24 protein-coding genes are annotated in these 26,715 nt (G+C 38.4%); 23 read left to right on the top strand and 1 reads right to left on the bottom strand.

Annotated features, from left to right (window positions below; genetic code table 11):
- Window positions 1–39: 39 nt before the first annotated feature.
- From LHV68_11650 to LHV68_11735, 18 genes are all read left to right on the top strand, one after another.
- Window positions 40–1,587 carry a tetratricopeptide repeat protein gene (locus LHV68_11650; protein ID MCB4792522.1) on the top strand — a complete coding sequence of 516 codons (1,548 nt, stop codon included), beginning with the start codon at window positions 40–42 and terminating at the stop codon, window positions 1,585–1,587.
- A 3-nt stretch (window positions 1,588–1,590) separates the two neighbouring features.
- Window positions 1,591–3,117, top strand: coding sequence for a tetratricopeptide repeat protein (locus tag LHV68_11655; protein ID MCB4792523.1), 1,527 nt, complete (start codon window positions 1,591–1,593; stop codon window positions 3,115–3,117).
- A gap of 4 nt (window positions 3,118–3,121) precedes the next feature.
- Window positions 3,122–5,161, top strand: a complete 2,040-nt coding sequence (locus LHV68_11660) for a tetratricopeptide repeat protein (protein ID MCB4792524.1) — start codon at window positions 3,122–3,124, stop codon at window positions 5,159–5,161.
- 5 nt (window positions 5,162–5,166) lie between these two features.
- The gene (locus tag LHV68_11665) at window positions 5,167–7,104 is read left to right on the top strand and encodes a tetratricopeptide repeat protein (GenBank protein MCB4792525.1); all 1,938 of its coding nucleotides are present in this window, start codon (window positions 5,167–5,169) and stop codon (window positions 7,102–7,104) included.
- Window positions 7,105–7,212: 108 nt separating this feature from the next.
- Window positions 7,213–7,524: a 50S ribosomal protein L21 gene (rplU, locus tag LHV68_11670; protein MCB4792526.1), complete on the top strand. Its 312-nt coding sequence runs from the start codon at window positions 7,213–7,215 to the stop codon at window positions 7,522–7,524.
- Window positions 7,525–7,605: 81 nt separating this feature from the next.
- Window positions 7,606–7,872 (top strand): 50S ribosomal protein L27, encoded by a 267-nt coding sequence (gene rpmA, locus LHV68_11675; protein ID MCB4792527.1) that lies wholly within the window; start codon window positions 7,606–7,608, stop codon window positions 7,870–7,872.
- 72 nt (window positions 7,873–7,944) lie between these two features.
- Complete coding sequence (gene obgE / locus LHV68_11680; protein MCB4792528.1) at window positions 7,945–9,192, top strand: GTPase ObgE; 1,248 nt, start codon at window positions 7,945–7,947, stop codon at window positions 9,190–9,192.
- A gap of 123 nt (window positions 9,193–9,315) precedes the next feature.
- A complete protein-coding gene (locus tag LHV68_11685; GenBank protein ID MCB4792529.1) occupies window positions 9,316–9,978 on the top strand; it encodes a PHP domain-containing protein in 663 nt (220 codons plus the stop codon).
- Between the two features lie 106 nt (window positions 9,979–10,084).
- Window positions 10,085–10,294 carry a DUF6485 family protein gene (locus tag LHV68_11690; protein MCB4792530.1) on the top strand — a complete coding sequence of 70 codons (210 nt, stop codon included), beginning with the start codon at window positions 10,085–10,087 and terminating at the stop codon, window positions 10,292–10,294.
- On the top strand, window positions 10,291–10,680 hold the full coding sequence (locus tag LHV68_11695) for a VanZ family protein (protein ID MCB4792531.1): 390 nt from the start codon (window positions 10,291–10,293) through the stop codon (window positions 10,678–10,680). Before LHV68_11690 ends, LHV68_11695 begins: the two co-directional genes overlap by 4 nt.
- Window positions 10,681–10,784: 104 nt before the next feature.
- Window positions 10,785–11,585: a hypothetical protein gene (locus LHV68_11700; protein MCB4792532.1), complete on the top strand. Its 801-nt coding sequence runs from the start codon at window positions 10,785–10,787 to the stop codon at window positions 11,583–11,585.
- Window positions 11,582–12,127: a nitroreductase family protein gene (locus LHV68_11705; GenBank protein ID MCB4792533.1), complete on the top strand. Its 546-nt coding sequence runs from the start codon at window positions 11,582–11,584 to the stop codon at window positions 12,125–12,127. Before LHV68_11700 ends, LHV68_11705 begins: the two co-directional genes overlap by 4 nt.
- A 74-nt stretch (window positions 12,128–12,201) precedes the next feature.
- Complete coding sequence (locus LHV68_11710) at window positions 12,202–15,147, top strand: ATP-dependent helicase (GenBank protein ID MCB4792534.1); 2,946 nt, start codon at window positions 12,202–12,204, stop codon at window positions 15,145–15,147.
- A gap of 240 nt (window positions 15,148–15,387) precedes the next feature.
- Window positions 15,388–15,885 (top strand): hypothetical protein, encoded by a 498-nt coding sequence (locus LHV68_11715; protein MCB4792535.1) that lies wholly within the window; start codon window positions 15,388–15,390, stop codon window positions 15,883–15,885.
- A gap of 215 nt (window positions 15,886–16,100) precedes the next feature.
- A complete protein-coding gene (locus LHV68_11720; protein ID MCB4792536.1) occupies window positions 16,101–18,758 on the top strand; it encodes a hypothetical protein in 2,658 nt (885 codons plus the stop codon).
- A gap of 504 nt (window positions 18,759–19,262) precedes the next feature.
- Window positions 19,263–19,811: a nucleotidyltransferase domain-containing protein gene (locus LHV68_11725; protein ID MCB4792537.1), complete on the top strand. Its 549-nt coding sequence runs from the start codon at window positions 19,263–19,265 to the stop codon at window positions 19,809–19,811.
- The gene (locus LHV68_11730; GenBank protein MCB4792538.1) at window positions 19,808–20,194 is read left to right on the top strand and encodes a hypothetical protein; all 387 of its coding nucleotides are present in this window, start codon (window positions 19,808–19,810) and stop codon (window positions 20,192–20,194) included. The genes LHV68_11725 and LHV68_11730 overlap by 4 nt, the downstream gene beginning before the upstream one ends.
- Window positions 20,195–20,292: 98 nt before the next feature.
- Window positions 20,293–20,541: a DUF493 domain-containing protein gene (locus tag LHV68_11735; protein MCB4792539.1), complete on the top strand. Its 249-nt coding sequence runs from the start codon at window positions 20,293–20,295 to the stop codon at window positions 20,539–20,541.
- A 198-nt stretch (window positions 20,542–20,739) separates the two neighbouring features.
- Here the strand turns inward: LHV68_11735 and LHV68_11740 are convergent, their stop codons facing one another.
- Complete coding sequence (locus tag LHV68_11740) at window positions 20,740–21,024, bottom strand: hypothetical protein (protein MCB4792540.1); 285 nt, start codon at window positions 21,022–21,024, stop codon at window positions 20,740–20,742.
- Window positions 21,025–21,232: 208 nt separating this feature from the next.
- Between LHV68_11740 and LHV68_11745 the strand changes: the two genes are divergently transcribed.
- The 5 genes from LHV68_11745 (at window position 21,233) to ppdK (ending at window position 26,672) form a co-directional block, all read left to right on the top strand.
- A complete protein-coding gene (locus tag LHV68_11745) occupies window positions 21,233–22,012 on the top strand; it encodes a MotA/TolQ/ExbB proton channel family protein (protein MCB4792541.1) in 780 nt (259 codons plus the stop codon).
- Window positions 22,013–22,173: 161 nt separating this feature from the next.
- Window positions 22,174–22,779, top strand: coding sequence for an OmpA family protein (locus LHV68_11750; GenBank protein ID MCB4792542.1), 606 nt, complete (start codon window positions 22,174–22,176; stop codon window positions 22,777–22,779).
- 269 nt (window positions 22,780–23,048) lie between these two features.
- Window positions 23,049–23,294: a flagellar FlbD family protein gene (locus LHV68_11755; GenBank protein ID MCB4792543.1), complete on the top strand. Its 246-nt coding sequence runs from the start codon at window positions 23,049–23,051 to the stop codon at window positions 23,292–23,294.
- Between the two features lie 89 nt (window positions 23,295–23,383).
- A complete protein-coding gene (locus LHV68_11760) occupies window positions 23,384–23,671 on the top strand; it encodes a GYD domain-containing protein (GenBank protein MCB4792544.1) in 288 nt (95 codons plus the stop codon).
- Window positions 23,672–23,885: 214 nt separating this feature from the next.
- Window positions 23,886–26,672 carry a pyruvate, phosphate dikinase gene (gene ppdK, locus LHV68_11765; GenBank protein MCB4792545.1) on the top strand — a complete coding sequence of 929 codons (2,787 nt, stop codon included), beginning with the start codon at window positions 23,886–23,888 and terminating at the stop codon, window positions 26,670–26,672.
- Window positions 26,673–26,715: the final 43 nt, after the last annotated feature.

Below are 26,715 nucleotides of genomic sequence, written 5' to 3' on the forward strand. Positions count from 1 at the left end.
AACTAAGCCTATTTTTTGATATATAAGGATATAAGATAAATGAAAAAAAGATTGCTGCTAGTCTTTTTTGGATTATTCTTTAGTTTGATATTGCTTGAAGCAGGCCTGCGCCTGGGCGGTTTTATATATAATTCCAGGCAGGAGATAAGGAACAGAGAAGAGCTGAAGAAGAAGAAACAGGTTTACAGAATATTGTGTTTAGGTGAATCAACAACGCAGGGAGAATATCCGAAATATCTTGAAGAAGTATTAAATAACAGGGATATAGGGATAAGGTTCAGTGTGATAGACAAGGGCAGGCAAGCGACTACAACGACGTTTATATTAGCAAAGCTTGAAGAAGATCTTGATAAATATAAACCGGATATGGTCATAACCATGATTGGAGTAAATGATGACCGGACAGATATGGTATACGAATATGAAAATGGTGGAATAAAAAGCCTTATTAAATCAATTAAAATATATAAACTAGCAAGGTTGCTAGAACAGCATATAAAGAGAAGGATAGAAGAATTAAGTACGATTAAAGGAAACATAAAGCAGAATAGAGTAGAAGAAATCAATGAATTAAGCAGTAAGAAACTATTAGAAGCAAAAGGAAAAGAAAGTGGAAACAAGATAGTCGGAACCCATGCGGATAATGAAGTAAAGTATGCGCAAGAATGGAGTTTTTGCAGTGAAAAAGAAGAGCCGATACTTAAGAAAACAATAGAAAGTGATCCCAATAACAAAAATAAATATATAGAATTAGTTAAATTTTATATAGAATCAGGAAAGTATGGAAAAGCTATGAGTGTATCTAAAAAGCTGATAGCTTTAAATCCAATAGATAAATTGGGGTATTTTTATTTAATGAGAATAAAACAATATGTAAAAGAAGAATCAAAGTATAGAAAAGCAATACAGATAAACCCAAAAGATCAAGAAGCGAATTTAAAGTTGGGTCATTTTTATGAAAGAATAGGTAGTTCTAATGAGGCAGAGAAAATTTATGAAAAAGCAATAAAATCAGGTGTAAATAACGAATCAATATATTCTCGTTTAGCTAATTGTTATAGGCGTGAAAATAAGTATGAAGAAGCAATGGCTATGTATAAGAAAGCAATAGAGCTAAATCCTGAAAAAATAATGTTATTTTATCTGCTTGAAGAGATTTACAGGAAGCAAGGAAAAGGAAAAGAAGCAGAAGAAATCATGAACAAAATAGTTGATAAAGGGAAAGGGCCATTAAGAATAAAGTATTTGAGGCCTAATGAGGGGTATGAATCAGAATATTTTGGAAGGCCTGTAATATATAACTACAAAAAGTTAAGTGGAGTATTAAAAAAGAGGGGAATAAGATATATATGCATGCAATACCCTCTAAGGAAGATAGGAATATTGAGAAATATATTTTATAAAGATAAAGATATAGTATTCGTTGACAATGAGAAGATATTCACGGATGTCGTTCAGAAAGAAGGGTATGATGAATATTTTAGAGATATATTTGCAGGAGATTTCGGCCATTGTACGATAAAGGGCAATAAACTTTTAGCCAAGAACATAGCAGATACGATAATAAAAGAAGTATTTCATAAATAAGCCATGAAAAAAAAGGTTGTATTAATATTTTTAGGAGTAATATTTAGCTTGGTATTGATTGAAGCAGGCCTGCGCCTGGGCGGTTTTATATATAATTCCAGGCAGGAAATAAGAAACAGGGAAGAGCTGAAGAAGAAACAGGTTTGCAGAATATTGTGTTTAGGTGAATCAACAACGCAAAAGCAGTATCCGAAATATCTTGAAGAAGAATTAAATAACAGGGATATAGGGATTAAGTTCAGCGTGATAGATAAAGGAAGGGCAGGCACTAATACGAACTTTATAGCAGCTAAGCTTGAAGAAGACCTGGATCGGTATAAACCGGATATGATAATAACGATGATGGGTATAAATGATGGCAGGGATGATATAGTATTTGAATATGAAAATGGCGGAAGAAAAAGCCTTATAAGATCAATTAAAATATATAAGCTGGCAAGGTTATTAAAGCTGCATATAAACAGCAAGCTGGCAGAGGTAAATAAAATTAACGATAGCATAGAAAAAACAGATTACAATAATGAAATAATGTGTGTAAAGAAAGGGCATTATTACATGGACAGGGGAGAATATGAGAAGGCAGAAGAGATGTTTAGAAGAGCACTGGAGTTAAATCCAAAGTCAGTATGGAATTATACAATATTAGGAAGCTTGTACAGGGATTTAAATAGAAATGAAGAAGCAGAAAAGATGTACCAAGGAGCGATAAATATAAACCCAAAATATGATCAGGGGTATTTAGGGTTAGGGGATTGTTTTTTTAAAAAAGGAAAGTATAAAGACGCAGAAGCTATGTATAAGGAAGCACTGGAGTTAAATCCAAAGTCAGTATGGAATTACAAAGCCTTAGGAGACTTTTACGAGGATTTAAATAGAAATGAAGAAGCAGAAAAGATATATCAAAGGGCGATACAGATAAACCCTGATAGTGATAGGGTATATTTCTGGTTAGGAGATTATTTTTTAGAAAGAGGAAGGTACGAAGAAGCAGAAAAAATGTATAAAAAGTCGATACAAATAAATCCAAAAAATGAAATAACATATAAAAAGTTAAGTGACTCTTATAGGAAGCAAAAGAAATATTCAGAATCAATGAAAATATTTGATCAAGGCGTAAAAGTTGAAAAAGTTATTCAAGGCAGAGATGATGTTGTAGATGATGAAAAAAAGTTAGTATTAAAAAAACTAGGCAAAGAAAAACCATTCAAATCAAAATATTTCGGGGCGGCTGCGATATATAACTATAAAAAGTTAAGAAAGATCGTGAAAAAAAGAGGGATAAAGTATGTTTGTGTTCAATACCCAACGCGTAAGTTGGATGATTTAAAATCAATATTTAAGGAAGATGAAGATATAGTATTTGTGGATAATGAAAAGACATTTAAGGAAGCAGTTAAAGAAGAAGGGTATAATGAATATTTCATAGATAGAATGGCTGAAAATTTCGGCCATTGCACGTTAAAAGGCAATAAGCTCTTAGCCAGGAATATAGCTGATGCGATAATAAAGGAGGTTTTTAACAGGCAATAAGAAAATGAGATTAAAAAAGACAGGATTAATATTATTAGGGGTATTGGCAAGTTTGGTATTGCTTGAAACGGGCTTGCGCATAAGCGGGTTTATATACACTTCAAAACAGGAGCTAAGGAACAAGGAAGAGCTGAATAAGAAAGGGGTATACAGGATACTATGTTTAGGGGAATCGATGACACGAGAGCAGTATCCGAAATATCTGGAGGATGAGCTAAATAGCAGAGGTATAGGAATAAAGTTCAGCGTGATAGATAAAGGCAAAGGCGGGGTATTTACAAATTTCATATTAGCAAGTTTAGAAAACAATTTAGATAAATACAGGCCTGATATGGTAGTAACAATGATGGGGGCAATGGATGGCAGCAGCGATGTGGTATATGAATATGATAAGTCAGGAAGTTATTATAGGAAGCTGAAGGTATATAAACTGTTTAAGTTAATAAAACTGCACATGAAAAGTAAGCTTGGAGAGATGGAAAAAGCTATAGGAAGGGTGACAAAGAAATCCGGTGAAGGTATAAAAGAGTTGAGCTGGGGTAAGTTGTTAAAATGGAAAATTACCGGAAGAGGCGATAATTATAAAGAAACTGATGGCGAAGCAAAAAAGCCTTCAGAAGTTAGTGTAAGTTATGTGATAAAAGGGCACTTTTACAGGGATAGAAAAGAATATAAAGAAGCAGAAGAGATGTATAAGAAGGCAATAGAAGCAAGCCCGGATTATGACCAGGGGTATTTGGGGTTAGGGGATTGTTATAGGAACACGGGCAGATATGAAGAAGCAGAACAGGTATATAAGAAAGCGCTGAAGATAAATCCAAAGTCAGAATGGAATTATGCAGTATTAGGAGATTTATTCAGGGGTTTAAAAAGGCATGAAGAAGCAGAACAGATGTATAAGAAGTCAGTAGAAGTAAACCCTAATTATGATCATGGATATTTAGGGCTGGGAGATAATTATAGGGATGAGCTAAAATATGAAGAAGCCGGGGAGATGTACAATAAAGCTATAGGACTAAATCCGAAAAATGACCAGGGCTATATGGGGTTAGGGGATTGTTATAGGAATGAGCGAAAGTATAAAGAAGCCGAGGAAATGTATAGCAAAGCGATGGAGCTGAATCCGAAGAACGAGAGCACATATATAAATTTAGGCAGTTGTTACAGCCGGGAAGGAAAGTATAAGGAAGCTGAGAAGGTTTTTAAAAAAGCGATGAAACTGAACCCGAAAAATGCTGATACGTATATTAGCCTAGGAGATAGCTATAGAGATGGGCAGAAATATAAAAAAGCAGATGAGATGTACAGGAAAGCGGTTGAGCTAGATCCAAAGAACGAAAGCGCATATGGGAGTATCGGGGATCGTTATATGGATGAGCGAAAGTATAAGGAAGCTGAAGAAGTTTTTAAAAAGATTTTAGAAATAGTTCCTAAAAGCGAATGGGCCTACAGCAATTTAGCCACTATTTACTGGAATCAACGTAAGTTTAAAGAAACCGAAGAAGTATATAAAAAAATGTTAGAAATAAACCCGGCACAGAGGGATGCTTTCTACGGCCTTTCTGTCCTTTATGAAGCACAAAATAAATATAAACAGGCAGAGAAGATGTTAAAAGAAGGTGCGAAACCGGAAGAAGATGATAAAAGATCAGATGAAAACATAAATGTGACAATTGATGACGATATGGGGATGAAGCATCAGGTAATAAAAGAAAAAAGCAGGTCGTTATATTTTGGTTCAGGAACAGTATATAATTATAAAGCGCTGAGGATGATATTAAAGAAAAGAGGGGTAACGTATGTATGCGTTCAATACCCTAGGCGGAAAGTGGAAGATATGAAAGATATATTTAATTATGACAAAGATATGATATATGTAGACAATGAAAAGACATTTAAGGAAGCAATGAAGAAAGAGGGGTATGATAAATATTTCAAGGACAGGACTTGTGGCGAATTTGGCCATTGCACGGTAAAAGGCAATAAGCTCCTGGCCAAGAACATAGCCGATGCGATAATGAAGGAAGTATTTAAGAGGCAATAAAAGACTTGAGATTAAAAAAAGCAGGTTTAATATTACTCGGAATATTGGCAAGCATGATATTGCTTGAAATAGGAATGCGCCTGGGCGGTTTTATATATAATTCCAGGCAGGAGATAAGGAACAGAGAGGAACTGAAGAAGAAACAGGTTTACAGAATATTGTGTTTAGGTGAATCAACAACGCAAGAGCAGTATCCGAAATATCTTGAAGAAGTATTAAATAACAGGGATATAGGGATAAAATTCAGCGTGATAGATAAAGGAAGATTCGGCACTAATACGAACTTTATAGCAGCTAAGCTTGAAGAAGACTTGGATAAATATAGACCCGATATGGTAATAACGATGATGGGTGTAAACGATGCCAGGGACGATATAATATTTGAATATGCAGATGACGGAAGAAGGAGCCTTATTAAATCAATTAAAATATATAAACTGGCAAGGTTGTTAAGGCTGCATATAAAGAGTAAGATAGAAGAATTAAAAATGGGAAAAGGAAGGATAAAGCAGAATATAATAGAAATAGTAAAAGAATTAAATAGTAAAAAGCGAATAGAAAGAGCAGGAAAGGAAGGACGAAATAATATAACAAAGACATCTTCGGATAATGGAGTAATATATGCTGAGAAAGGCGATGATTACAGAAATAAGCAAGAATATGAGAAAGCAGAAGAGATGTACAAAAGAGCGATAGAGCTAAACCCCGATTACGATCAAGAGTATTTTGGATTAGGGCATTGTTACGAGGTTGCAGGAAGGTATGAAGAAGCTGAAGAGATGTATGAGAAAGCACTAAAACTAAACCCAAAATCACTCTGGAATAATAAAGACCTGGGATTTTTTTATTTAAATTTAAAGAGGTTTGAAGAAGCAGAAGAAATGTTTAAAAAGGCGATAGAGATATATCCTAAGAATGCTCAAGTATATTCTGATTTAGGGAATTGCTATAAAGTGGAAGGAAAATATGAAGAGGCGGAGAAAGAATATAAAAAAGCGGAAACAATGTTTCAGAAAGTTCTATTAGCAAATCCTAAAGAAGAAGAGGCATGTTTTGGATTAGGGGATTGTTACATGGACACAGCTAGGTACAAAGAAGCAGAAGAGATATATAAAAGAGCGATACAGCTGAACCTTAATTTTTATAAGGGGTATGCAAGGCTGGGGGAATGTTACTATCACATGCGCAAATACAAAAAATCAGAAGAGATGTATAAAAGAGCGATAGTTTTGAACCCTGATTATTATAAGTCGTATTTAGGGCTGGGGGAATGTTTCGATACCACGCAGAAATGCAAAGAAGCAGAAAAGATATATAAAAGAGCAATAGAAGTTGACTCTAAAAAATATCAGGGGTATTTCTACCTGGGAAATTGTTATAAGGATCAAGGAAGATATGAAGAAGCAAAGGAAGAATTAAAAAAATCCATAGAAATAAACCCAAATAATAAAATGACACATGTAAGGCTATACGAAACTTATAAGGCACAAAAGAAGTATAAGGAATCAATGGAAATACTTAATCGAATCATGGCGCTTGAAAAAAATAGCCAAGGCAGATATAAAGTTACAGATGATAAGATAAATATAGTTATAAAAAAACTGAACAATGAAGGGCAGATCAATTCACAGTATTTCGGAGTAGCTACTATATACAACTATAAAAGGTTAAGGAAGATTTTAAAGAAAAGAGGGGTAAAATACGTTTGTGTTCAATATCCTATGCGGGAAGTGGATGATTTAAAATTAATATTTAAGGAAGAAAAAGACATAATATTTGTTGACAATAAAAGAGTATTTAAAGAAGCAATTAACAAACAAGGGTATAATGAATATTTCAGGGATAGAATTGATGAAAAATTCGGCCATTGCACGATAAAAGGCAATAAGCTCTTAGCCGAAAACATAGCTGATACAATAATTAGGGAAGTGCTTAATAAGTAATAAGAAGATAATTTTTAAGAAGATAAATTATATTGACATAGTCATATTTTTTTGCTATGATACACAGACCATAATAAATAAATTAATATATTTACAGGAGAAAATTCGATGTATGCGGTAGTCCAAACTGGCGGAAAACAATATAAAGTTGAAGAAGGGAATACCCTTTTAATTGAAAAGTTACCTTTAAAAGAAGGCGAAGAAGTGGTGCTGGATCAGGTGCTTTTGATAGGTGACGGCGAAAAAGTATCTGTCGGCAGGCCTCATATAAAAGGAGCTAAGGTGTTGGCTGAAGTCCTCAGGCAGACCAGAGGCCCTAAAATAATTATTTTTAAGAAACGATCAAAAAAGAGTTATAAGAAAACTTTAGGCCACAGGCAGGACCTGACCGAGATCAAAGTAAAAAAGATTGAAAATTAAATAAGAAAAGGATTTGCTCGCCTCTCCGGCGGGCCCGTCAGTTTACCCACCGATGAGGAGGGATAAGGCGGGGAGGGTTTTATGGCTCATACGAAATCACAAGGTTCAAGTACAAACGGCCGCGATTCTGCAGGCCAACGGTTAGGTGTTAAGGTATACGGCAGCCAGAAGATTAATGCAGGCGGCATCATAATCAGGCAATGCGGAACTAAATTCCATCCCGGCAACAACGTGGGGATGGGCTCAGATAATACGATCTATGCGAAAGTTGACGGTATTGTAAAGTTTGAATGGAAAGCCGGAAACAGGCGTTATGTAAGTGTTTACCCCGCCCAGGCAAAGGCATGACCAGAGAGGTTATAGGGTAGAGGACGTGATCTTTGGGTTTTTCATACCCTGATCACTGAACCCTGCTGTTATATGTTCGTAGATAAGGTTAGTATTTTTGTTACAGCCGGACGCGGTGGCGACGGCTGTATTTCTTTTCGTAGGGAAAAATATATCCCCCTGGGCGGGCCTGACGGCGGGAACGGCGGCAAAGGCGGAGATGTATTCCTCGAAGTAAACCCTCATCTTTCCACACTCCTTGATTTTACGTACAAACCGCATTTTAAAGCTAAAGACGGCAATGCCGGCCAGGGAAGCAATAAATACGGAAGGGGTGGGGAGGAACTGGTAATTAAAGTACCTCCGGGCACAGTAGTTTTTAATAATAACAAGATCATTGCAGACCTAAAAGAAAACGCTCAAAAAATACTTATTGCAAAAGGCGGAAGAGGAGGAAGAGGCAACGCATCGTTCAAGACAAGCAGGAACACAGCGCCGAGAATCTCGGAAAAAGGCGAGCCCGGCCAGAAGGTAACGCTTAAGCTTGAATTAAGGCTTATAGCCGATGTCGGCCTCGTAGGTTTCCCCAATGCAGGCAAGTCAACTTTCCTAAAAAGAATCACCTCAGCAAACCCGAAGATAGCAGATTACCCTTTCACTACGCTTTCCCCTAACCTGGGAGTCTCAAATCACAAAGGCAGGAGTTTCGTAATAGCCGATATACCCGGGCTGATCGAAGGCGCACACCGCGGGAAAGGGCTTGGAGACGAATTCTTAAGGCATGTAAAGCGCACGCGTGTTTTAATCCATATAATAGATGTTTTCGGGTATGAAAATAAGCCTGCCTACAAAAATTACCGTACGATAAACAAAGAACTTCTTGATTATTCAAAACACCTGGCAGAAAAACCCATGGTCATAGCTGCAAATAAAATGGATCTGACCGGATCGGATAAAAAATTAGAACAATTAAAAAAACACTTAAAAGGCAATAAAATATTTCCAGTATCCTCTGCAACCGGTGCTGGGATAAAAGACCTGTTAAATGAAGTTATAAGACAATTAAGCAAAGCTTTTGTCGAAGAAGAAATGCAGCAGGATTTCAAGGAATATGTTTATGAACCGGAGTTTAAGATCGAAAAAACCGGAGGCATATTCGTGCTTACAGGCCCGAAGATCGAAAGGCTGGGGTTTATGACTAATTTTACCCAGGAAGAATCCCTTTTAAGGTTCCAGAAGATACTTGAAAAAATGGGCGTGGATAAACAGATGGAAAAGATGGGTGCAGTTGAAGGCGATGTTGTTAGGATCGGCGAACAAGAATTTACCTACGAGAAATGACGTTCCTTTAGAGGCTTCTTTTATAATGCGGCATCCAGCCACCATTAACATCTACGCCCAAGGCGGATCTGCCTCGGACATGGTACCCACCAGTGGCGGGGCTTTCATTGCGGCGGGATAGATATGCCTGTATATCGAATAGATCTTCATGTACACTCACCAAGCTCGAACTGTTTTTTTGGAACTAGTGATAGTAATTCCAGGATAGTTTACCAGGCACTCAACAGCAACCTAAATATTATCGCAATTACCGACCATCACTCAATCAAAGGCGTAAAAAATATGCAGGCTTTGGCAAAGAACAAGAGCCTTGAAGTCTTGCCTGGAGTTGAGTTAAGCTGCCGGGTCGGTGATGTTGATGAAGTTTTTATTCTGGCTGTTTTTGATAATGTTTTCCCTTTAAAGAAGATAGAAGAGTTTCTCTTATCCTGCGATATCCCTGAAGATGCCTTTGGTTCGGGTTCTTTTGTCATAAAGACGCCTATAGAAAAAATAATAAACGGCCTGCACTTGAACAATGCTATGGTAATTTCATCCAGGTCAGATAAAACGCCGTACAGGCAAAAAGCCATCCCTGAACTCCTTCGTTTGGGTATAAATATATTTGACCTGGTTTACAAAGAGTCTGTCCGTACGGTTTTTGAAAAATATAAGGATATAACGAAAAAAACACTCCATTTTTTTACTTTTTCCGATGCACATTCCTCTGATGCCGTAGGATCTCGTTTCTCGGAACTCGAACTTGAATCGCCAAGTTTTAAATCCTTAATTGAAAAACTTGGTTGAATAAGTTAAAATAATAAAAGTTTAGAAATTAGAGTTTATTGCTTAGAGATTTATACTATTCTGAAGCCTCAAGTCTGTAGCATTAGGTCTGATTTAGGAGGCAATTATGCCGCGCACTTGTAACCAGGAAGGAAATAAAAAGCAGTGCAACTGCACTTATGAGCCCTGCTCAAGGAAAGGTATTTGCTGTGAATGTATAGATTACCACTGGGTATCGTCAAAGGAACTGCCTGCATGCTTTTTTACAAAAGAAGCCGAGCGCACCTATGACAGGTCTTTAGGCCATTTTATAAAGATTTGGAGCAAAAAAATATGACGAAAACCCTAAAAAAGCTTTATTTTTGGCCTCCCGTTATTCTTTGGTGTGGGCTCATATTTTATCTTTCAAGTATCCCGAATCTAAAGACCGAGTTTGGTTTTGCAGACCTGATCTTGCGAAAAATGGCCCATATAACGGAATACGGAGTTCTTTTTTTGCTGACTTTAAGGGCACTTAAGAACAGCGAGCTGAGCTGGCAGGAAAAGTCGATGTATTTAAGCGCGGTCATATTTTCTGTGCTTTATGCGGCTTCGGATGAATATCACCAGTCGTTCGTCCCTACCAGGGGCCCTTCGGCTATAGACGTAGGCATTGACAGTATAGGGGTATTTGCAGGTTATCTTGTTGCTAAACACATTCCTAAAAAGGGGAAAATAATATAAATTACAATAACCAATTTCCAAATCCCAAAAAATATCAAATAACCAATAATCAAATATCGGGCAAGCCTTTTTGTTTATTGTTTCTTGGTTATTGCATATTTTTTTTGGTTGGCTGCGGCCCGAAATACGATTTTTGGTGGGCAAAAAACCTTGAAAAAAAAGGTTACTATGTTGAATCAAGCCTGAAATATGAACAAATCGTAGACCAATACCGCGATAATATCCTTGCGCCCGAAGCGCTTTACAGGGCCGGGCGTATATACCAGAAGAAGTTAAAACTATATTCCAAAGCCAGGCTTTTTTACTCTGCGCTTATAGAACAATTCCCTAAGTCAAGTCCGTGGAAGGATATGGCGCAAGAAGAGCTTTTTAACTGCCCTGATTATTTCCCTTTAAATGACAACAATTTCTGGATGGAAGGCGATTCAAAGACTGGCGGCAGAAATATGAGGGCTGAATGGTCATGCAAAAAAGTTTCAAGCGATACTTTCTGCATTACCAGGCAGATGTTTGCAGGAAAGACTTTCGTAGTAAAAGTTGAGAGGTATTATAAGAAACAACAAATGAAGCTTTGTGAATATAAGAATCTTAAAGATGATAAGTATACGAGCATCCTGAAATATCCGTTCATTGTAGGTAATCACTGGCAGGGATTAAAAGACGGGAAAACCGTATATTACGAGATCGTTTCATGCGATGTGCCCTTAGAGGTAATGGCAGGAAAATTTGAACAATGCCTCAAAGTAAGCGAAAAGTACGAAAACCTTCCGAATTCCATAAAGTGTAATTATTATGCACCTGACGTCGGATGGGTGTTGACCACAACTTCCCTGATCGGCGGGCAGGAATTCAGGAACAGCGAATTGATGGCATATAAAATAAAACGCGAAAAAGAGGCCAAATGACGAGTTTAAATGAACTTATAAATTCGCGCCGGAGCGTGCGGAAATATTTAGACAAAGAAGTGGAACAGGAAAAGATGATGCAGCTGATAGAAGCGGCTTCTGTTGCACCGTCAGCGTGCAACGCCCAGCCGTGGCGGTTCGTGTTTGTCACTCAAAAAGCCCTTAAAGATGAACTAAACAGAGTTGGGCTTGGCGGAGCTGTGCCGAATTCATGGGCAAAAACAGCGCCTGTAATGATAGTTGCCTGCAGCGAGCTAAGCCTATTCACGCATAAGCTCGGCGAATCCGTCCAGGGCGTGAACTTTCATCTTATTGACTTAGGTATCGCGATGGAGCATCTTGTGTTAAAAGCTACGGAACTGGGGCTCGGCACCTGCTACATAGGCTGGTTCAACGAAAAACCTATCAAGAAGCTGCTTAATCTACCTGCATCCTGGAAAGTTGACTGCCTAATAACTCTCGGGTACCCGGAAAGCATCCCTGATGCAACAGCAAGAAAACCTATAGAAGAGATCTCTTTTTTCAATAAAATAAAATCATAGTTATCCAAATTAGGTGTCATACCCGCGGAAGCGGGTATCCAGAAATTAAAGCTTTCGTCAAACTGGGTTCTTGAATGGTTAAAAAAACAATAGAAAAAGATAATATAAAAGAGATAGTTGAAGGCTTAAACAACGCACAAAAAGAAGCTGTGGAGCATTCTCAAGGGCCACTTCTTATAATCGCAGGCGCAGGTACCGGAAAAACCCGGGTCATAACAAGGAAAATAGCATATTTAATATCTACTAAAAAGGCAAAACCCTCCGAGATACTTGCCTTAACTTTTACGGACAAAGCAGCGACCGAGATGGAAGAACGGGTTGACCTCTTAGTGCCTTACGGGTTCAATGACGTATGGATATCCACGTTCCACGCGTTCGGGGACAGGGTCTTAAGAGAAAATGCCATAGAAATAGGCCTTTCACCGGATTTTACCATATTAAACCAGCAGGAAGCAGCGGTATTTTTCAAAGACAACCTGTTTTCTTTTGAGATGAATTATTTCAGGCCTCTTGGAAATCCGAGCCAATATATAAATGCGCTCTTAACCGCGTTCAGTCGAGCAAAAGATGAAAATATCGGCCCAAAAGAATACCTGTCTTATGCAAAGAACAAAATAGCAGGCGCCAATAGCCCGGAAGAAAAAGAAGAAGCCCAGAAAAACATGGAAGTTGCCCTGGCTTATGAAAAGTATGAAGAGTTAAAAAAGAAAAATAATTATCTTGATTTTGGCGACCAGGTGATTTTAGCGTTTAACCTTCTTAAAGAGCACCCGTCCTTGTTAAAGAAATACCAGAATAAGTTCAAATATATCCTTGTGGACGAGTTCCAGGACACGAACTATACCCAGTTTGAGCTTGTAAAGCTTCTTGCCAAAGAACATAGAAATATAACCGTAGTAGGAGACGACGACCAGTCTATTTATAAATTCCGCGGCGCCTGCCTTTCAAATATCCTGGGATTTAATAAAGCCTACAAAGATGCTAAACAAGTGGTTTTACGCCAGAATTACCGCTCAACTCAAGGGATATTGAACTCAGCATACAAACTTATCACCCAGAACAACCCCGAACGGCTTGAGGTAAAAAATAAGATAAATAAAGAGCTTGTTTCAACCCGGCTTGAAGGCCCGGCTGTCGAGCATCTATATTTTGACACTCTTTCCACGGAAGCTGATGAAACGGCAAAAAGGATAAAGGAAAAAGTTGAAAGCGGGAAATTTTCCTGGAAGGACTTTGCTATCCTTGTCCGGTCTAACGCTTCTGCAGAACCTTTTTTAAAATCTTTGAACTATTTAAATATCCCGTGGAAATTTTCCGGCCAGGCAGGTTTATATAAACGCGAAGAGATAAGGCTTCTTCTTTCTTTTTTACGGGTAATGGCAAACCCGAACGACTCTTTGAGCCTGCACTATTTTTCTTCAAGCGATCTCTATGATTTTGACCCTATCGATATCTCTACAGTTAACCACACGGCTTCGTATTACGGCCGCTCTATGATGGACGTGCTTAGGAATTTAGGACAGTACAAAGAGTTGTCGAGCCTAGCGGATAAAACAAAAAGCGGGATAAGTAAACTGTTGAATGACCTGGAAGAATATTACAAGATAGCTCAAAGTTCAAGAACAGGCGAGCTGTTATACAAGTTCCTTAAAAGAACTAAGATCCTTGAGCGGTTGTACAACTCAACATCTTATCTTGAAGTCGAGCAGGCGCAGAACATCGCAAAATTCTTTAAGATAATCGAGCGTTTTGGCAACATTGTATCCTATGACAGGGTCAATGCTTTTGTCGACTATATAGATTCACTTTTATTCGTGGGCGACGACCCTACGGTAGATGAGCCGGACTTTGACCTTGATGCTGTAAACGTGCTTACCATTCATAAGGCAAAGGGCTTAGAATTTTCCGTGGTATTTATGGTGTCTCTTGTAGAAGACAGGTTCCCCTCAAGGAATAAAAGAGATTTGATAGAGCTTCCGGATGAGCTGATAAAGGATATCCTGCCGCAGGGAGATTTTCATCTCCAGGAAGAAAGGCGGCTTTTTTATGTAGGGATGACGCGCTCAAAAGACGAGCTCTACCTGACAAGCGCCCGGGATTACGGCGGAAAGCGCGCAAAAAAGGTTTCCCGTTTTGTCCTGGAAGCACTTGATAAGCCGAAAGCTGATGAAGAGGTTTTTAAATCAAGCATCAAAGAACAGCTGGAACGGTTTGCTCCGGTAGAGCGAAAAATAGATTTTTCAAGCATTTTACCAAAAGACCAGGGGACACTGAAACTTTCCCCCTATGCCATAGATGATTATCTTACCTGTCCGTTAAAATATAAGTATGTCCATGTCCTGCGGGTGCCTATTTTAAGGCACCATTTGCTTATTTACGGCGAAGTTATCCATAAGGTTTTAAAGGAGTATTACAAGCAAAGAAAAGAAAACAAAAAATTCACTAAAGACGACCTCGTAGAGCTTTACAAAAAGTTCTGGTCGTCAGCCGGGTTTTTGTCCAGGGAACACGAAGAAGAACGTTTCAGGAGCGGGCAAGAAATGCTTGTAAATTATTTTAACGAGGAACAAAAAAGGGACTTCGTCCCTTTATCCGTAGAGGAAGACTTTAAATTCATGCTTGATGATTCCGTTAAGGTTCTCGGCCGTTGGGACAGGCTTGATGAAAGGCTTGAGGAAGGAAATAAAATAAGGGTCATTGTAGATTTTAAGACAACCGCCAGGATAAAAGACCAGAAATCAGCAGATAAAGAGATAAAACAGAGCGGCCAGCTCTTAATCTACGCGCTGGGCCATAAAATGAAGTACGGAAAACTCCCTGATTATGTCGAACTCCATTTCTTAGAGCCAAACATTATTTCAAAACTAAAACCAGAAGATAAGGATATCGATGAATTGAAAGAAAAGATAAAAACCGTAGCCTGCGGTATAAAAGCCCAGAACTTTACAGCCGAACCATCCTATATGGCATGCCAGTACTGCGCCTATTCCAATATTTGCCCAAAACAGGAAAATAATTAATTCAGGTCACATTGAAAATTCGGTGGCAAAGACCGAATTTTCAATGTAAAACTGTTCATTGTAATGTTCTTATCGTTCATTATATTGAACGATGGGATTTTGAAGATTCTCCACTTTATTATTGCTTTTTTTTGCACAACAATTTAGGCAACGCTTGACAATCCAATTTCAAAGAATTACAATCTAACCATACTTGCCAAATATACTCCACACTGACTTTATTCAGCCAATTATTGAATAATGAATGACAAACAAAAGTTAAAACTTATTCTCATAACAGGTCTTGTTTGCACCGCTCTTGGCGGATGGCTCCTGCATTTACGAATTCACACCATTCAAAGCAATCCATCAAACTATCTTCCATTTTTATCGGGCATATTCAGCATAATAATTCTGCCGTTAATGTTCTATTTCAGGCCAACAGTTACCTATGCCTATATCCTAAACGGAATGACCGTAATAATAGGCACTATAACAATGGCGCATTTTTCGATAGCCAACCTGCCGCCGGAAATAACCTTAGGTACTATTATTTTAAGAACAACATTCGCAGACATAATGCTTCTTTTTACAAAACTTTTTATAGGAAAAGCCATATTCGACCTCAACACTTATAACCCCGAAGGAAGTTCCACCATAAAAGGCAGGTTTTTCAGGTATCCGAATATGGGTTTCTGGTGGGTGCATTTGTTTGCCATGTCCGTCGTTTACACTCTCGGACATGTTTTGTGGAGGTAATAAATGTTCAGGTTCATGCTTTTTAAACCCGGCTGGTGGATACTGCATATACTTATGATAATTTTCATGTTCTGGCTCGGGCATGTAATAAGGTTTTAACATATAAGTAAGGTACTTGCTTCCGAGATTACTAAGGAAAGATAGTATACTTAGTGAAGCTTGATGATATGGCTGACACCATATGGTATAAATTATTTGTTTGAAAGTGAGGGAAAATGAAGATAATTGAACTAATGAAACAAAGAATTCAAGATGAAGGTAATGATTCAGATTTTACAAGATTCTATAATAATATGTTATATGGTGAAATGGTAATAAAATGGATTGTTTGTGGTATTGCGGCAGGAATTGAAGATGATGTAGATAGAAATCAATATCAGATTTACTACAATCTAATACGCTCAAATGCAATCGGTGACTGGGTAACTAATCTAGAGAAGATATTGCAACAGCTGCCTTCTCAATATCTAATTGAAGAGGTAAAAATAAAAGAAAGGAAGGAATTAACAGAAAAAGTTGGAAGTGGAAAATGGCAGTATGAAATGGCTTTGTCTATATTTCAGTGTTTGAATTCCTTAGATGAAAGCACGGACAATTTGCCAACTAAAGTAGATGCATTAGAGTGGTTTAGAAGATTTGTAACATTAAGAAATAAATTTAGGGGTCATGGGGCACAGAGAGGGGCTAAATGTGCTGAGTTGTGTGAAATGTTAGAAAACTCTATTGATATTCTAGTAAACAACTTCATATTGTTTAAACGACCATGCGTATTTTTATACAGAAATCTATCAAAAAAATATAGGGTGTCTCAAATTTCAGAAAGTAATGATTACTTTGAGAGCTTAAAAACTGAAGAAGGAAAAAAATGTAATTATGAAGATGGTATTTTTATAGCTTTTGGTACAGATATAAATATTATCAAATTAGTAGAATCCGATGCTGATCTAAGTGATTTCTATTTTTCAAATGGGCAATATAATGACAAAAATTGTGATTATGAGATGCTTTCTTATATAACAGGAAATAAAATAAGAAATATCGATAATTTTTATACTGTACCTATTGAAACGCTCCCAAAAAGTGAAACATCAAGTATGGGTGAGTTAGATGTATTTCATAATAATGTGTTTTCAAATATTCCAACACAAAGACCTGGCTATATCAAGCGTTTAGAGTTGGAAAATCAACTAAAAGAGCAATTATTATTAACAGAAAGACATCCAATAATAACGTTACAAGGTAAGGGAGGGATTGGAAAGACAACTCTTGCATTACAAGTGCTACACGAGATTGCGCAAAGCCCTTATATACCTTACAAGATGATAATATGGCTGAGTGCAAGAGATATTGATTTGACTTCAGAAGGACCAAAAGCTGTTAAGCCTGATGTGATTTCAAAAAAGCAATTTTCAAAAGAATATGCACTTTTAGTTTTGGGAAAGAATAAAGCTAAAGGGATGAATTATGAGGAATATTTTTCTTCACAATTAAGCAAGGGGGCATTGGGCCCAACTCTTTTTATATTTGACAATTTTGAAACAGTAGAAAATCCATTTGATGTGTTTAAATATCTTGATTCTTTTATTAGACTACCTAATAAAATATTGATTACTACTAGAATAAGAGATTTTAAAGCAGATTATCCTTTAATAGTGTCAGGAATGACAAAGAATGAAAGCTTCCAGTTAATTGAAAATATAAGTAATGAAATTGGATTAAGTCAATTATTGCACGAAGAATATAAGCTTGAGTTATATAAAGAATCAGGGGGACATCCATATATTATAAAAATACTTTTAGGGGAATGTGCTAAGAAAAAACAATTAGTTAAACCAGATATAGTATTACAAGATTTAGACAAGCTATTAGATGCTCTGTTTGAAAGAAGTTATATAAATCTATCAAAAGCTGCCCAAAGAATATTTTTACTTCTTTGTTCTTGGAAGTCCGCAATACCTGAAATCGCACTGGAGTTAGCGATGTTGTCTGCTAGAGAGAAAATAGATGTTTCAGAAACTCTTAATGAGCTTGTTAATAGTTCTTTTATTGAAGAAGAAGTTTCAGAAAATGACAATTTTTATTATGCTCCTTTAGCAGCATTAACTTTTGGTAAAAGAAAATTGAAGGTAAGCTCTTTGAAGGCAATTGTTGAAGTAGATTCAATCTTTCTTCAGAAATTTGGAGTAACGAAGAGCGCTGAAATTAAAAAAGGGATTCTTCCTAAAATCAATAGATTTGTTAGAAAAGTGGCTGAAGAAATAAGTAGTGGGACAACTAGTCTGGCTGCGCATAAAAATAATTTTGACTATATTGCTTCAAAAGTGCCCCAAGCTTGGCTAAGCATCGCAAAATTATATAAAGAACAAGATAATTTAGATAATGCAATTGAAACTACTAGGAAATATCTAGAAAGAGAAGATGGAGAAGAAGGTAAGCTAAAGGCATGGGAAGAATTAACTAAATTATATGAATTAAAGAAAGATTACAAAAATGAATTGCTAACACTTGTCGAAATATCGCAAAACAGAAAGTTGCAATTGTATGATTTGTCCAATATTGTAAATAGAATAATTATTTTATGCAAAACGCTAAAGGATTTAGACCGAACCTCAGCTTTTGAGGTAGAGGAAAAGAAGTTGATGTTAAAAAAAGTTATAACTGTAATAGAGTTAAGAGATGATGAGCTTGATCCTACAGACTGTTCGCGAGTAGCATGGTTATTCTTAAATATTGGCGATACTAAAAAAGCATTAGATTATGCAAAAAAAGGCTTAGACATCGATAAGGCAAATTATTATTGTAGAAGTCTTATTGAGCGTATTGATAAAGAATATAGGGGGCGAACGAGAAAAGGTGACAAAGTTGTAGAGTAGGGGAACGGAGAGGGACGTTGTTTGATAATACGATATTGAAAAGGATTATGCGTTAAAATCCAAATAAGTAATGGTGCCAGGCATGACTTATGTGACTTATTGGATGTTCGGTGTCAGGCCCTCCTTCGCTAAAGCTACGGAAGGACACAGCTTGCCTAATAACTCTTACACGGATTCAGTTGATGCTCCACACCCTTTCAGCAATGTGTGACGCCAACATCCACTTCCGCAATGGATGCCGGCCATCCGACTGTTTGAATGCCTGTGCCTGGCTTGACTAAATGAACCAATGAATTACTAGAGATTGCGGCCGTGTCTATAAAAGTCACGATAGTTAGTGCAATTGAAAAAGTAATTTGGATTTATTAAAAGGCCTTATCTATCACGACGCGATTTTTATCTGATTGTTAAATTAAGTATCAAGTATTAAAAATATTATTGACATCTTACCATGTTTATGGTATATTTATACCATAAACATGGTATAAATAGGATGTAGGGAAAATGATATTTAATCTTCGTTCTAAAATCACCAGGAAAATACTTAATTTTTTCTTTCTAAACGATAAATCCAGGGTTTACGTTAATGAAATAGCCCGCCAGATCGAAGAAGAACCAAAGAATGTGTATAGGATATTAATCCGCCTTGAGGACTCAGGAATACTAACCAGTGAGTTTTCGGGGCGTGAAAGGTATTTTACGGCAAACTTAAAAAGCAGCCTCTTAAAAGAATATAAAACCATTTTCATGAAAACTTCGGGTATTGAATCAATGCTAAAAAAAGCAGTAACGAAAAGACCTGAAATAAAAGAAGCTTTTATTTATGGGTCCTATGCAAGCGGGAAATATAAGCCGGGAAGCGATATTGACCTCTTGCTGGTAGGCAATCACAAAAGCATGGATGCTCAAAAAATGATTTTTGACCTGCAAAAAACGTCAGGCAGTGAGATAAATGTCATTAATATTACCCCTGAAAACTTTAATAATAAAAAAACGGAAAAGGACCAGTTGATATCTTCTATTTTTTCCGGGAAAGTAATAAAACTATTATGAAATTTGACAAAAATCATTTTATTGAGCAGAAATTTACACCTAATGAGCTTGAAAAGATACGGAAATCTGCCAAACGAAACATGGAGTTAGCAGGCTCAAGCAGTGCCCCTGAAATAATTTTTCATTTCTCATACATGGCTCTTATAAAAATTGGTATTTACTGTATAGCCAAAGAAGGATACAGGGTTAAAAGTCGGCCTGGCCACCATGTAAAAATAATTGAAGCTCTTAGCCAAATCTTGGGATCAAAAGATATTTTGATTGCCGGAGATAAAATGCGCAAAGACAGGAATATCGATCTTTATAGCGGGGATGCCGTAATTGACGTGAAAGAAGCCGAAGAGTATTATGAAATAGTTAAGCAGTTTGTTAATACAATCTAAAGTTGTCGTTACCCGTCTAAAATCAGTGCGGAAATAGCGGCCTAATTGCGTGTCAGGCTTTACTTGCTTTACTTATTCAGGGCTCGAATAGGGAAATTATGACTAAACTTGAAATAAAATATCCTTGCGAATGGAGTTACACCGTTATCGGTGCGGATGAGGGCTTACTGCGGGGTGCGATAGCCGAAGTCTTTTGCGGCAAGGAACATAGTATGGAGTTTTCAAAAAAGAGTAAGGCTGGAAAATACATTTCACTCATCACCAAAACAAAAGTAACCGATGAAGATGAGCGGGTTAAGCTATGCAATTTGTTGAGCAAGCATCCGGCAATAAAAATGGTTTTGTAAACAAAATATTAAAAGGAATTCGGGGGACACACACCCCTTCTACGCTGAAGCTACGAAGGGCACAGCTTAATAATTTTGAAAACAAGCATTTTAATTCAGGAAAAATAAGGTTATGATAAAAAAGAAAAAATCACCATTGATTGCGGCTTTGCTGTCGGCTTTTGCGTTTCCTGGACTCGGGCAGGTGTATGCGAAGTGCTATGCCAAAGGCTTGATATTCATCGTTATAACTATGATACTCTTCATTTCCATCGCCGTGCCTCTAATTACAATTGCCTCATCGTATGCTTCTGAAATGGCAAACTTAGAATCCATGAGCCCATCTAAATTCACCATGCCAAATGATGGCAGGATAAAATGGTTTTCCATTCTTCTGACCGTTGCATGGATTATTTCCATAGTTGACGCCTGGTCCTGCGCAAAAAGATTGAACAAGCAAATAAGTATATCAGCTTCAGTTGATGTCCCTCCCCCTCCCGGCAAGGCATGATGCCAACATCCATTCCCGTAATGGATGTCTTCCCTACATACTACCTACTGATGCGCCTATTTGACTTTTAGAGGGGCAATTGATAAAATTACTTTACATATCTTGATCCGCTATTTATTGTCGCGACAAATAGATATTTACAATTTAAAGAACCCTGAAGCGTAGGACCGTCGGGGCAACAATTTACTAAGGAGTTATAAAATGGATTTAGCTACCATTGCAGGTGTTCTGGTCGGAGTGGCACTGGTATTAGCCTCTATTTTGTTAACAGAAGGAGTGAAGGGATTTATCCCGTTCTTAAATTACGAAGCATTCATGGTAGTTATGGGCGGAACGTTCTGCGCCCTTCTTGTTAACTATCCTATACAACAGGTTTTAAGGATGTTTAAGGTGACAAGGGTCGTCATGACATCGACCGGCGAAGACACTACCAAGATAGTAACGACTTTTGTAACCCTGGCAAAAAAATCTAAGCAAGGCGGGTTCCTTTCGCTGGAAGGCGATATAAAGAACCTTGATAACGATTTTTTAAAACGAGGCGTCCAAATGGTAGTTGACGGTTTGGAAAAAGAGTTTATAGCTAACATGTTGGAGACCGAACTGGGGTTTATCAAGGAAAGGCATAAAGTAGGGATAGAAATGTTCAATGCTCTTGGCACTTATGCACCGGCATTCGGCATCATAGGGACGGTACTTGGAATGATACTTATGTTGAACTCAATAACAAACGTTGAAGAAGTACCAAGAAGAATGGCTTTTGCTCTTGCAGCAGCATTTTTCGGTCTTGGCTCCGGATACTTGTTATTTCTTCCCATGGCAGGAAAACTCAGACGGCGTTCTGACGAAGAACTTTTGATAAAGGAAATCATTATACGCGGGGTCCTTCTTCTTCAGGCAGGTACGACACCCAGCATACTTGAAGAGAACTTGAAAGCTTATCTGGAACCTTCTCAAAGAGCTTTGATCAATGCGGCAAGATAACATATAAATAAATTTCGAAACTACAATTTCTAATTTCGAAAAAATATTTAATATCAAAACGGCAAAAAAGCAGGGTTTAATCAAGTTTTTCTATTTGAAGTTCCCTGTTTGTAATTTATTTCGGATTTTGTGCTTCGAATTTTGGGAATTAAGGAAACGATATGGCATTACGATCCAGGAATATGATAGATGAAGATGATCCCCGGGTATCTAAGATCGGGCATCCTGCCCCGCCCTGGCTTATAAACTATGCGGATTTGATGACCGAACTGGTTTGCTTCTTTATAATACTTTATGCCTTAAGCGCGGCACTTTCCAAAAACGTAGCGAACGCAAAAGAACAGCTTGAAGAAATGATGAAAAAGGAAGAGATCAAGGCTGAGATGACCGTGAGCAAGGAAGGCCTTACCGTTAACCTTGAAGAAAAAGAGGATAAAGCGTTTTTTGAAAGCGGTAGAGCCGAAATTACCGAAAACGGCAAGCAGGCTCTTGACAGGATTGTCCCTGTTATTGCAAGTATTTCTAGTGATGTTGTAATTGAAGGGCATACGGATGATACTCCGATACATACATCTCAATTTGATTCAAACTGGGAACTTTCGACAGCACGCTCAACTAATGTGGTAAAATACCTGGTAAAAGAAAAAGGGCTTCCTCCGCAAAGGCTTTCTGCGATCGGTTACGGCGAATATAGGCCCCTTGTACCCAACACTACACCCGAGAACCGGACCAAAAATAGAAGGGTTGTAATATTTATAAAAAAGTAATAGCGGGGCTATACCTGCCCCGCGCCCCAGGTGTCCATTTTCTTTGGGCGCACAAAGAAAATGGACGAAAAGAAATGCGCCCCCTGAGCCATTCGCTCATATTTTTACGGATTCTGCGGAACTCGTCCGTCGGCTTCGCCAGGACGGACTCAGACAGTCCTCGAATAATTCCCGTAAAAATATTCTCTCATAACCGGCTCAATGGGGATTAACTACTATAAAGACAATTTCTAAATAATATGGAAAATAAATTTGGAGATAATGTTCAAGTGATTAAACTGCACAGGCTGAATGGTAAAGAGATCACGGTTAATGCTGAATTGATAGAGTCTATCGAATCAGCTCCTGATACTATAATTACGCTTACGAGCGATAACAGGTTCATAGTAAAAGAAACTATAGAGGAAGTCAAAAGTTTAATAATAGAATACAGAAGACTAGTATCTTTGCCTCCTCTGGATGTGACTCAGGAAGGCCCTGCCTTTAGGAAACAAAAAAACAGTGATAAGGTGTAAGGGATAAGGGGTAAGTAAAAGCCAGATACTTGGCATTAACTTATACCTTAAACCTTAATCCTTACCTCTAAAATTTAGGAGAATAAATTATGGCAACGTTCATTATGTTCGGGAAGTACTCGTCAGAAGCTTTAAATGGGATATCTGAAGACCGTACGAAACAGGCAAAGAAACTAATAGAAAGGTTTAAGGGTAAATTAAACGCCATCTACGTTATGCTGGGCGAACATGACCTGATGATCGTTACGGAGTTTCCGGGAATAGAAGAAGCTATGATGGCATCGATTATGTTAAATAAACTGAGCGGCATATCTTTTTCAACAGCGCCGGCGCTATCAGTTGAAAAGTTCGATAAAATAGCAACTGAAATAGATTAATTTATAACGTTTAAAACTTATAAAACGACATATACCTTTGTTTTCTATCTGCTGAACGCTAAACACCCGACACCCCTCTTCTACTGCTATCCACGTCGGGGAGCAAGCATTTGCTCCCCTCTATGCTTGACTTTATACCTGCTAAATAGTAAAATAACCCGCATTCCTGTATATACCCAATATATATAATTCATATCAAAGGAGAGATAGTAAAATGGCTAAAAAGTATGTGTATTCTTTTGGGAACGGAAAAGCTGACGGAAACGAAAGTATGAAGAACCTGCTTGGCGGCAAAGGCGCCAACCTGGCAGAGATGGCCGGACATAAAGACCTGAGACTCCCTGTACCGCCGGGGTTTACCATAACGACCGAAGTCTGTACCGTTTATTATAAGAACAAGAAAAAATTTCCCGGGGAGCTTAAAAGCCAGGTAAACGCAGCCCTTAAAAAAATTGAAGCTATAATGGGAAAAAGATTCGGAGACGCTCAAGACCCGCTTCTTGTTTCCGTACGTTCCGGCGCAAGAAAGTCTATGCCGGGAATGATGGATACCGTATTAAATGTCGGCCTTAACGATATAACGGTCCAGGGCCTTATTAAGATGACGAACAACCCGCGTTTTGCTTATGACGCATACCGCAGGCTTGTAATGATGTACGCAGATGTGGTCATGGAAAAAGCCGAAGGCCGCGAACCTGCCAGAGGAAAGGGCATACGCAAATTAATGGATGAGAAGCTTGAAGAAGTTAAGCACTCAAAAGGATATAAGATAGACACTCAGCTTACCACTGAAGATTTAAAATCGCTCGTAGCCCTTTTTAAGGATATGATAAAAGCAGAACTTGGCCAGCCGTTTCCGGAAAAACCCGAGGACCAGTTATGGGGCGGGATAGGCGCTGTATTTATGTCCTGGAACGGAAAACGCGCTATTGAATACCGCCGGATCGAACACATTCCAGATGAATGGGGAACAGCTGTGAACGTCCAGACAATGGTGTTCGGCAATATGGGAGATGACTCAGCTACGGGTGTTGCTTTCACAAGGAACCCGGGTAACGGCGAAGCTTATTTTTACGGCGAATACCTTGTAAATGCACAAGGTGAGGACGTAGTTGCAGGTATACGCACCCCTGCGCCGATAAATGAATTATCAAAAAATGACCAGAGCAGGAACTTGCCGTCGTTAGAAAAAATAATGCCGAATATCTATACCGAACTTTTTGATATACAGAAACGCCTTGAAAAGCACTACCAGGACATGCAGGATATAGAGTTTACCATAGAAAAAGGCAAGCTCTTCATGCTTCAGTGCCGCATAGGAAAAAGAAACGGCGCTGCTGCTGTACGCATGGCCGTAGATATGTATAAAGAAAAAGCGATCGATGCATCAACTGCTGTAATGAGAGTTCCTGCATCGCAGTTGGTAGAGCTGCTTCTGCCCATGATAGACCCGAAAGTGGAGGCAGGTACCAAGATTATAGCAAAAGGGCTTCCTGCCGGCCCGGGCGGCGCTATAGGCCGCGTGGTGTTCAGTTCACATGATGCAGTAGCCTGGGCAGCGAAGGGAGAAAAAGTAATTTTAGTCCGCGAAGAAACATCTCCTGAAGATGTAGACGGTATGCATAAAGCGCAGGCAATCCTTACTTTGAAAGGCGGTATGACATCGCATGCGGCGCTTGTTGCAAGAGGTTGGGGTAAATGCTGCGTAGTAGGCTGCAGCGACCTTTCGATTGCAGACGATCAAAAATCGTTTACTACAAAAAGCGGTACAACGGTCAAAGAAGGCGACTGGATATCTCTTAACGGTACGAAAGGAACGGTTTATGCCGTAAAGCTTCCTCTTGTTGACCCTGACCTTGAGCACAATACGGCTTATAAAGAGCTTATGAAACTTGTTGATAAGGCTCGTACTATGAAGATACGTACTAATGCTGACACTCCGAAAGATGCAAAGAAAGCCATAGAGTTTGGAGCCGAAGGCATAGGGCTTTTCAGGACAGAGCATATGTTTTACGGCGAAGGAAGCGATAAACCGTTGTTTTTGCTCCGCAAAATGATAATGTCTAAAACCCTTGAAGAACGAAAAGCCGCTTTAAAGGAGCTTTCCGTGTTCGTGAAAGGAGATATTAAAGCTACCATGGAAGTACTTAACGGTTTTCCTGTCACTGTAAGACTCCTTGACCCGCCGCTGCATGAGTTTGTACCGCACAGCGAAGACAAGATAGCGGATATGGCAAAGGAACTAGGTATAACTGTAGAAGAAGCAAAAAAGCGCGGAGACGGTTTAAAAGAATCTAACCCGATGCTGGGCCACAGAGGAGTAAGACTTGGAATAACTTACCCCGAAGTAACAGAAATGCAGGTAAGAGCGATACTTGAAGCAGCAGGCGAGCTTATCAAAGCAGGAAAAAAAGCTGTTCCGGAAATAATGATACCGGTAACCTGCACTGTAAATGAATTAAACGATCAAAAAGTCATAGTCGAAAAAGTCCACCAGGAAGTAGAGAAAGCGCTCAGAGTTAAAATACCTTATATGTACGGTACAATGATAGAGATACCAAGAGCAGCTCTTCTTGCAAACAAGATGGCTGAAACAGCCGAGTTTTTCTCATTCGGGACAAATGACCTTACACAGATGACCTTTGGTTTTTCAAGGGACGATATAGGTTCATTTTTACCAGATTATCTTACATCCAAGATACTCCCGGTAGACCCGTTCCAGACCATAGACAAAGAAGGCGTCGGAGAACTTATGGATATGGGGATCCAGCGCGGGCGCTCGGTAAAAAAGAACCTTAAAGTCGGTATTTGCGGAGAACACGGCGGTGACGCTGATTCAGTCAAGTTTTGCCACCGTATAGGCATGGACTATGTTTCCTGTTCGCCGTTCCGTGTGCCGATCGCAAGGCTTGCCGCAGCTCAAGCAGCTATCGAAAGCAGTGTTTCAAAAAAACAAAAATCCAAGAGTTCAAAAAAGCTTACTGCAGCCGGCAAAAGATAAAATATTGTTCCGGCAATAGAAAATCAAAAATGGAAGGTTTTCT

Origin of the sequence: Candidatus Liberimonas magnetica, from assembly GCA_020523885.1 — a bacterium.
Lineage (GTDB): Bacteria > Elusimicrobiota > Endomicrobiia > Endomicrobiales > JAFGIL01 > Liberimonas > Liberimonas magnetica.

Excerpts from the sequence above, each read along its gene's own strand:
- LHV68_11685 (MCB4792529.1), top strand. The coding sequence starts at position 9,316 with ATGCCTGTATATCGAATAGATCTTCATGTACACTCACCAAGCTCGAAC.
- LHV68_11745 (MCB4792541.1), top strand. The coding sequence starts at position 21,233 with ATGGATTTAGCTACCATTGCAGGTGTTCTGGTCGGAGTGGCACTGGTA.
- rplU (MCB4792526.1), top strand. The coding sequence starts at position 7,213 with ATGTATGCGGTAGTCCAAACTGGCGGAAAACAATATAAAGTTGAAGAA.
- LHV68_11650 (MCB4792522.1), top strand. The coding sequence starts at position 40 with ATGAAAAAAAGATTGCTGCTAGTCTTTTTTGGATTATTCTTTAGTTTG.
- LHV68_11750 (MCB4792542.1), top strand. The coding sequence starts at position 22,174 with ATGGCATTACGATCCAGGAATATGATAGATGAAGATGATCCCCGGGTA.
- LHV68_11725 (MCB4792537.1), top strand. The coding sequence starts at position 19,263 with ATGATATTTAATCTTCGTTCTAAAATCACCAGGAAAATACTTAATTTT.
- ppdK (MCB4792545.1), top strand. The coding sequence starts at position 23,886 with ATGGCTAAAAAGTATGTGTATTCTTTTGGGAACGGAAAAGCTGACGGA.
- LHV68_11735 (MCB4792539.1), top strand. The coding sequence starts at position 20,293 with ATGACTAAACTTGAAATAAAATATCCTTGCGAATGGAGTTACACCGTT.
- LHV68_11660 (MCB4792524.1), top strand. The coding sequence starts at position 3,122 with ATGAGATTAAAAAAGACAGGATTAATATTATTAGGGGTATTGGCAAGT.
- LHV68_11695 (MCB4792531.1), top strand. The coding sequence starts at position 10,291 with ATGACGAAAACCCTAAAAAAGCTTTATTTTTGGCCTCCCGTTATTCTT.
- LHV68_11710 (MCB4792534.1), top strand. The coding sequence starts at position 12,202 with ATGGTTAAAAAAACAATAGAAAAAGATAATATAAAAGAGATAGTTGAA.
- rpmA (MCB4792527.1), top strand. The coding sequence starts at position 7,606 with ATGGCTCATACGAAATCACAAGGTTCAAGTACAAACGGCCGCGATTCT.
- LHV68_11720 (MCB4792536.1), top strand. The coding sequence starts at position 16,101 with ATGAAGATAATTGAACTAATGAAACAAAGAATTCAAGATGAAGGTAAT.
- LHV68_11690 (MCB4792530.1), top strand. The coding sequence starts at position 10,085 with ATGCCGCGCACTTGTAACCAGGAAGGAAATAAAAAGCAGTGCAACTGC.
- LHV68_11705 (MCB4792533.1), top strand. The coding sequence starts at position 11,582 with ATGACGAGTTTAAATGAACTTATAAATTCGCGCCGGAGCGTGCGGAAA.
- LHV68_11655 (MCB4792523.1), top strand. The coding sequence starts at position 1,591 with ATGAAAAAAAAGGTTGTATTAATATTTTTAGGAGTAATATTTAGCTTG.
- obgE (MCB4792528.1), top strand. The coding sequence starts at position 7,945 with ATGTTCGTAGATAAGGTTAGTATTTTTGTTACAGCCGGACGCGGTGGC.
- LHV68_11715 (MCB4792535.1), top strand. The coding sequence starts at position 15,388 with ATGAATGACAAACAAAAGTTAAAACTTATTCTCATAACAGGTCTTGTT.
- LHV68_11730 (MCB4792538.1), top strand. The coding sequence starts at position 19,808 with ATGAAATTTGACAAAAATCATTTTATTGAGCAGAAATTTACACCTAAT.
- LHV68_11760 (MCB4792544.1), top strand. The coding sequence starts at position 23,384 with ATGGCAACGTTCATTATGTTCGGGAAGTACTCGTCAGAAGCTTTAAAT.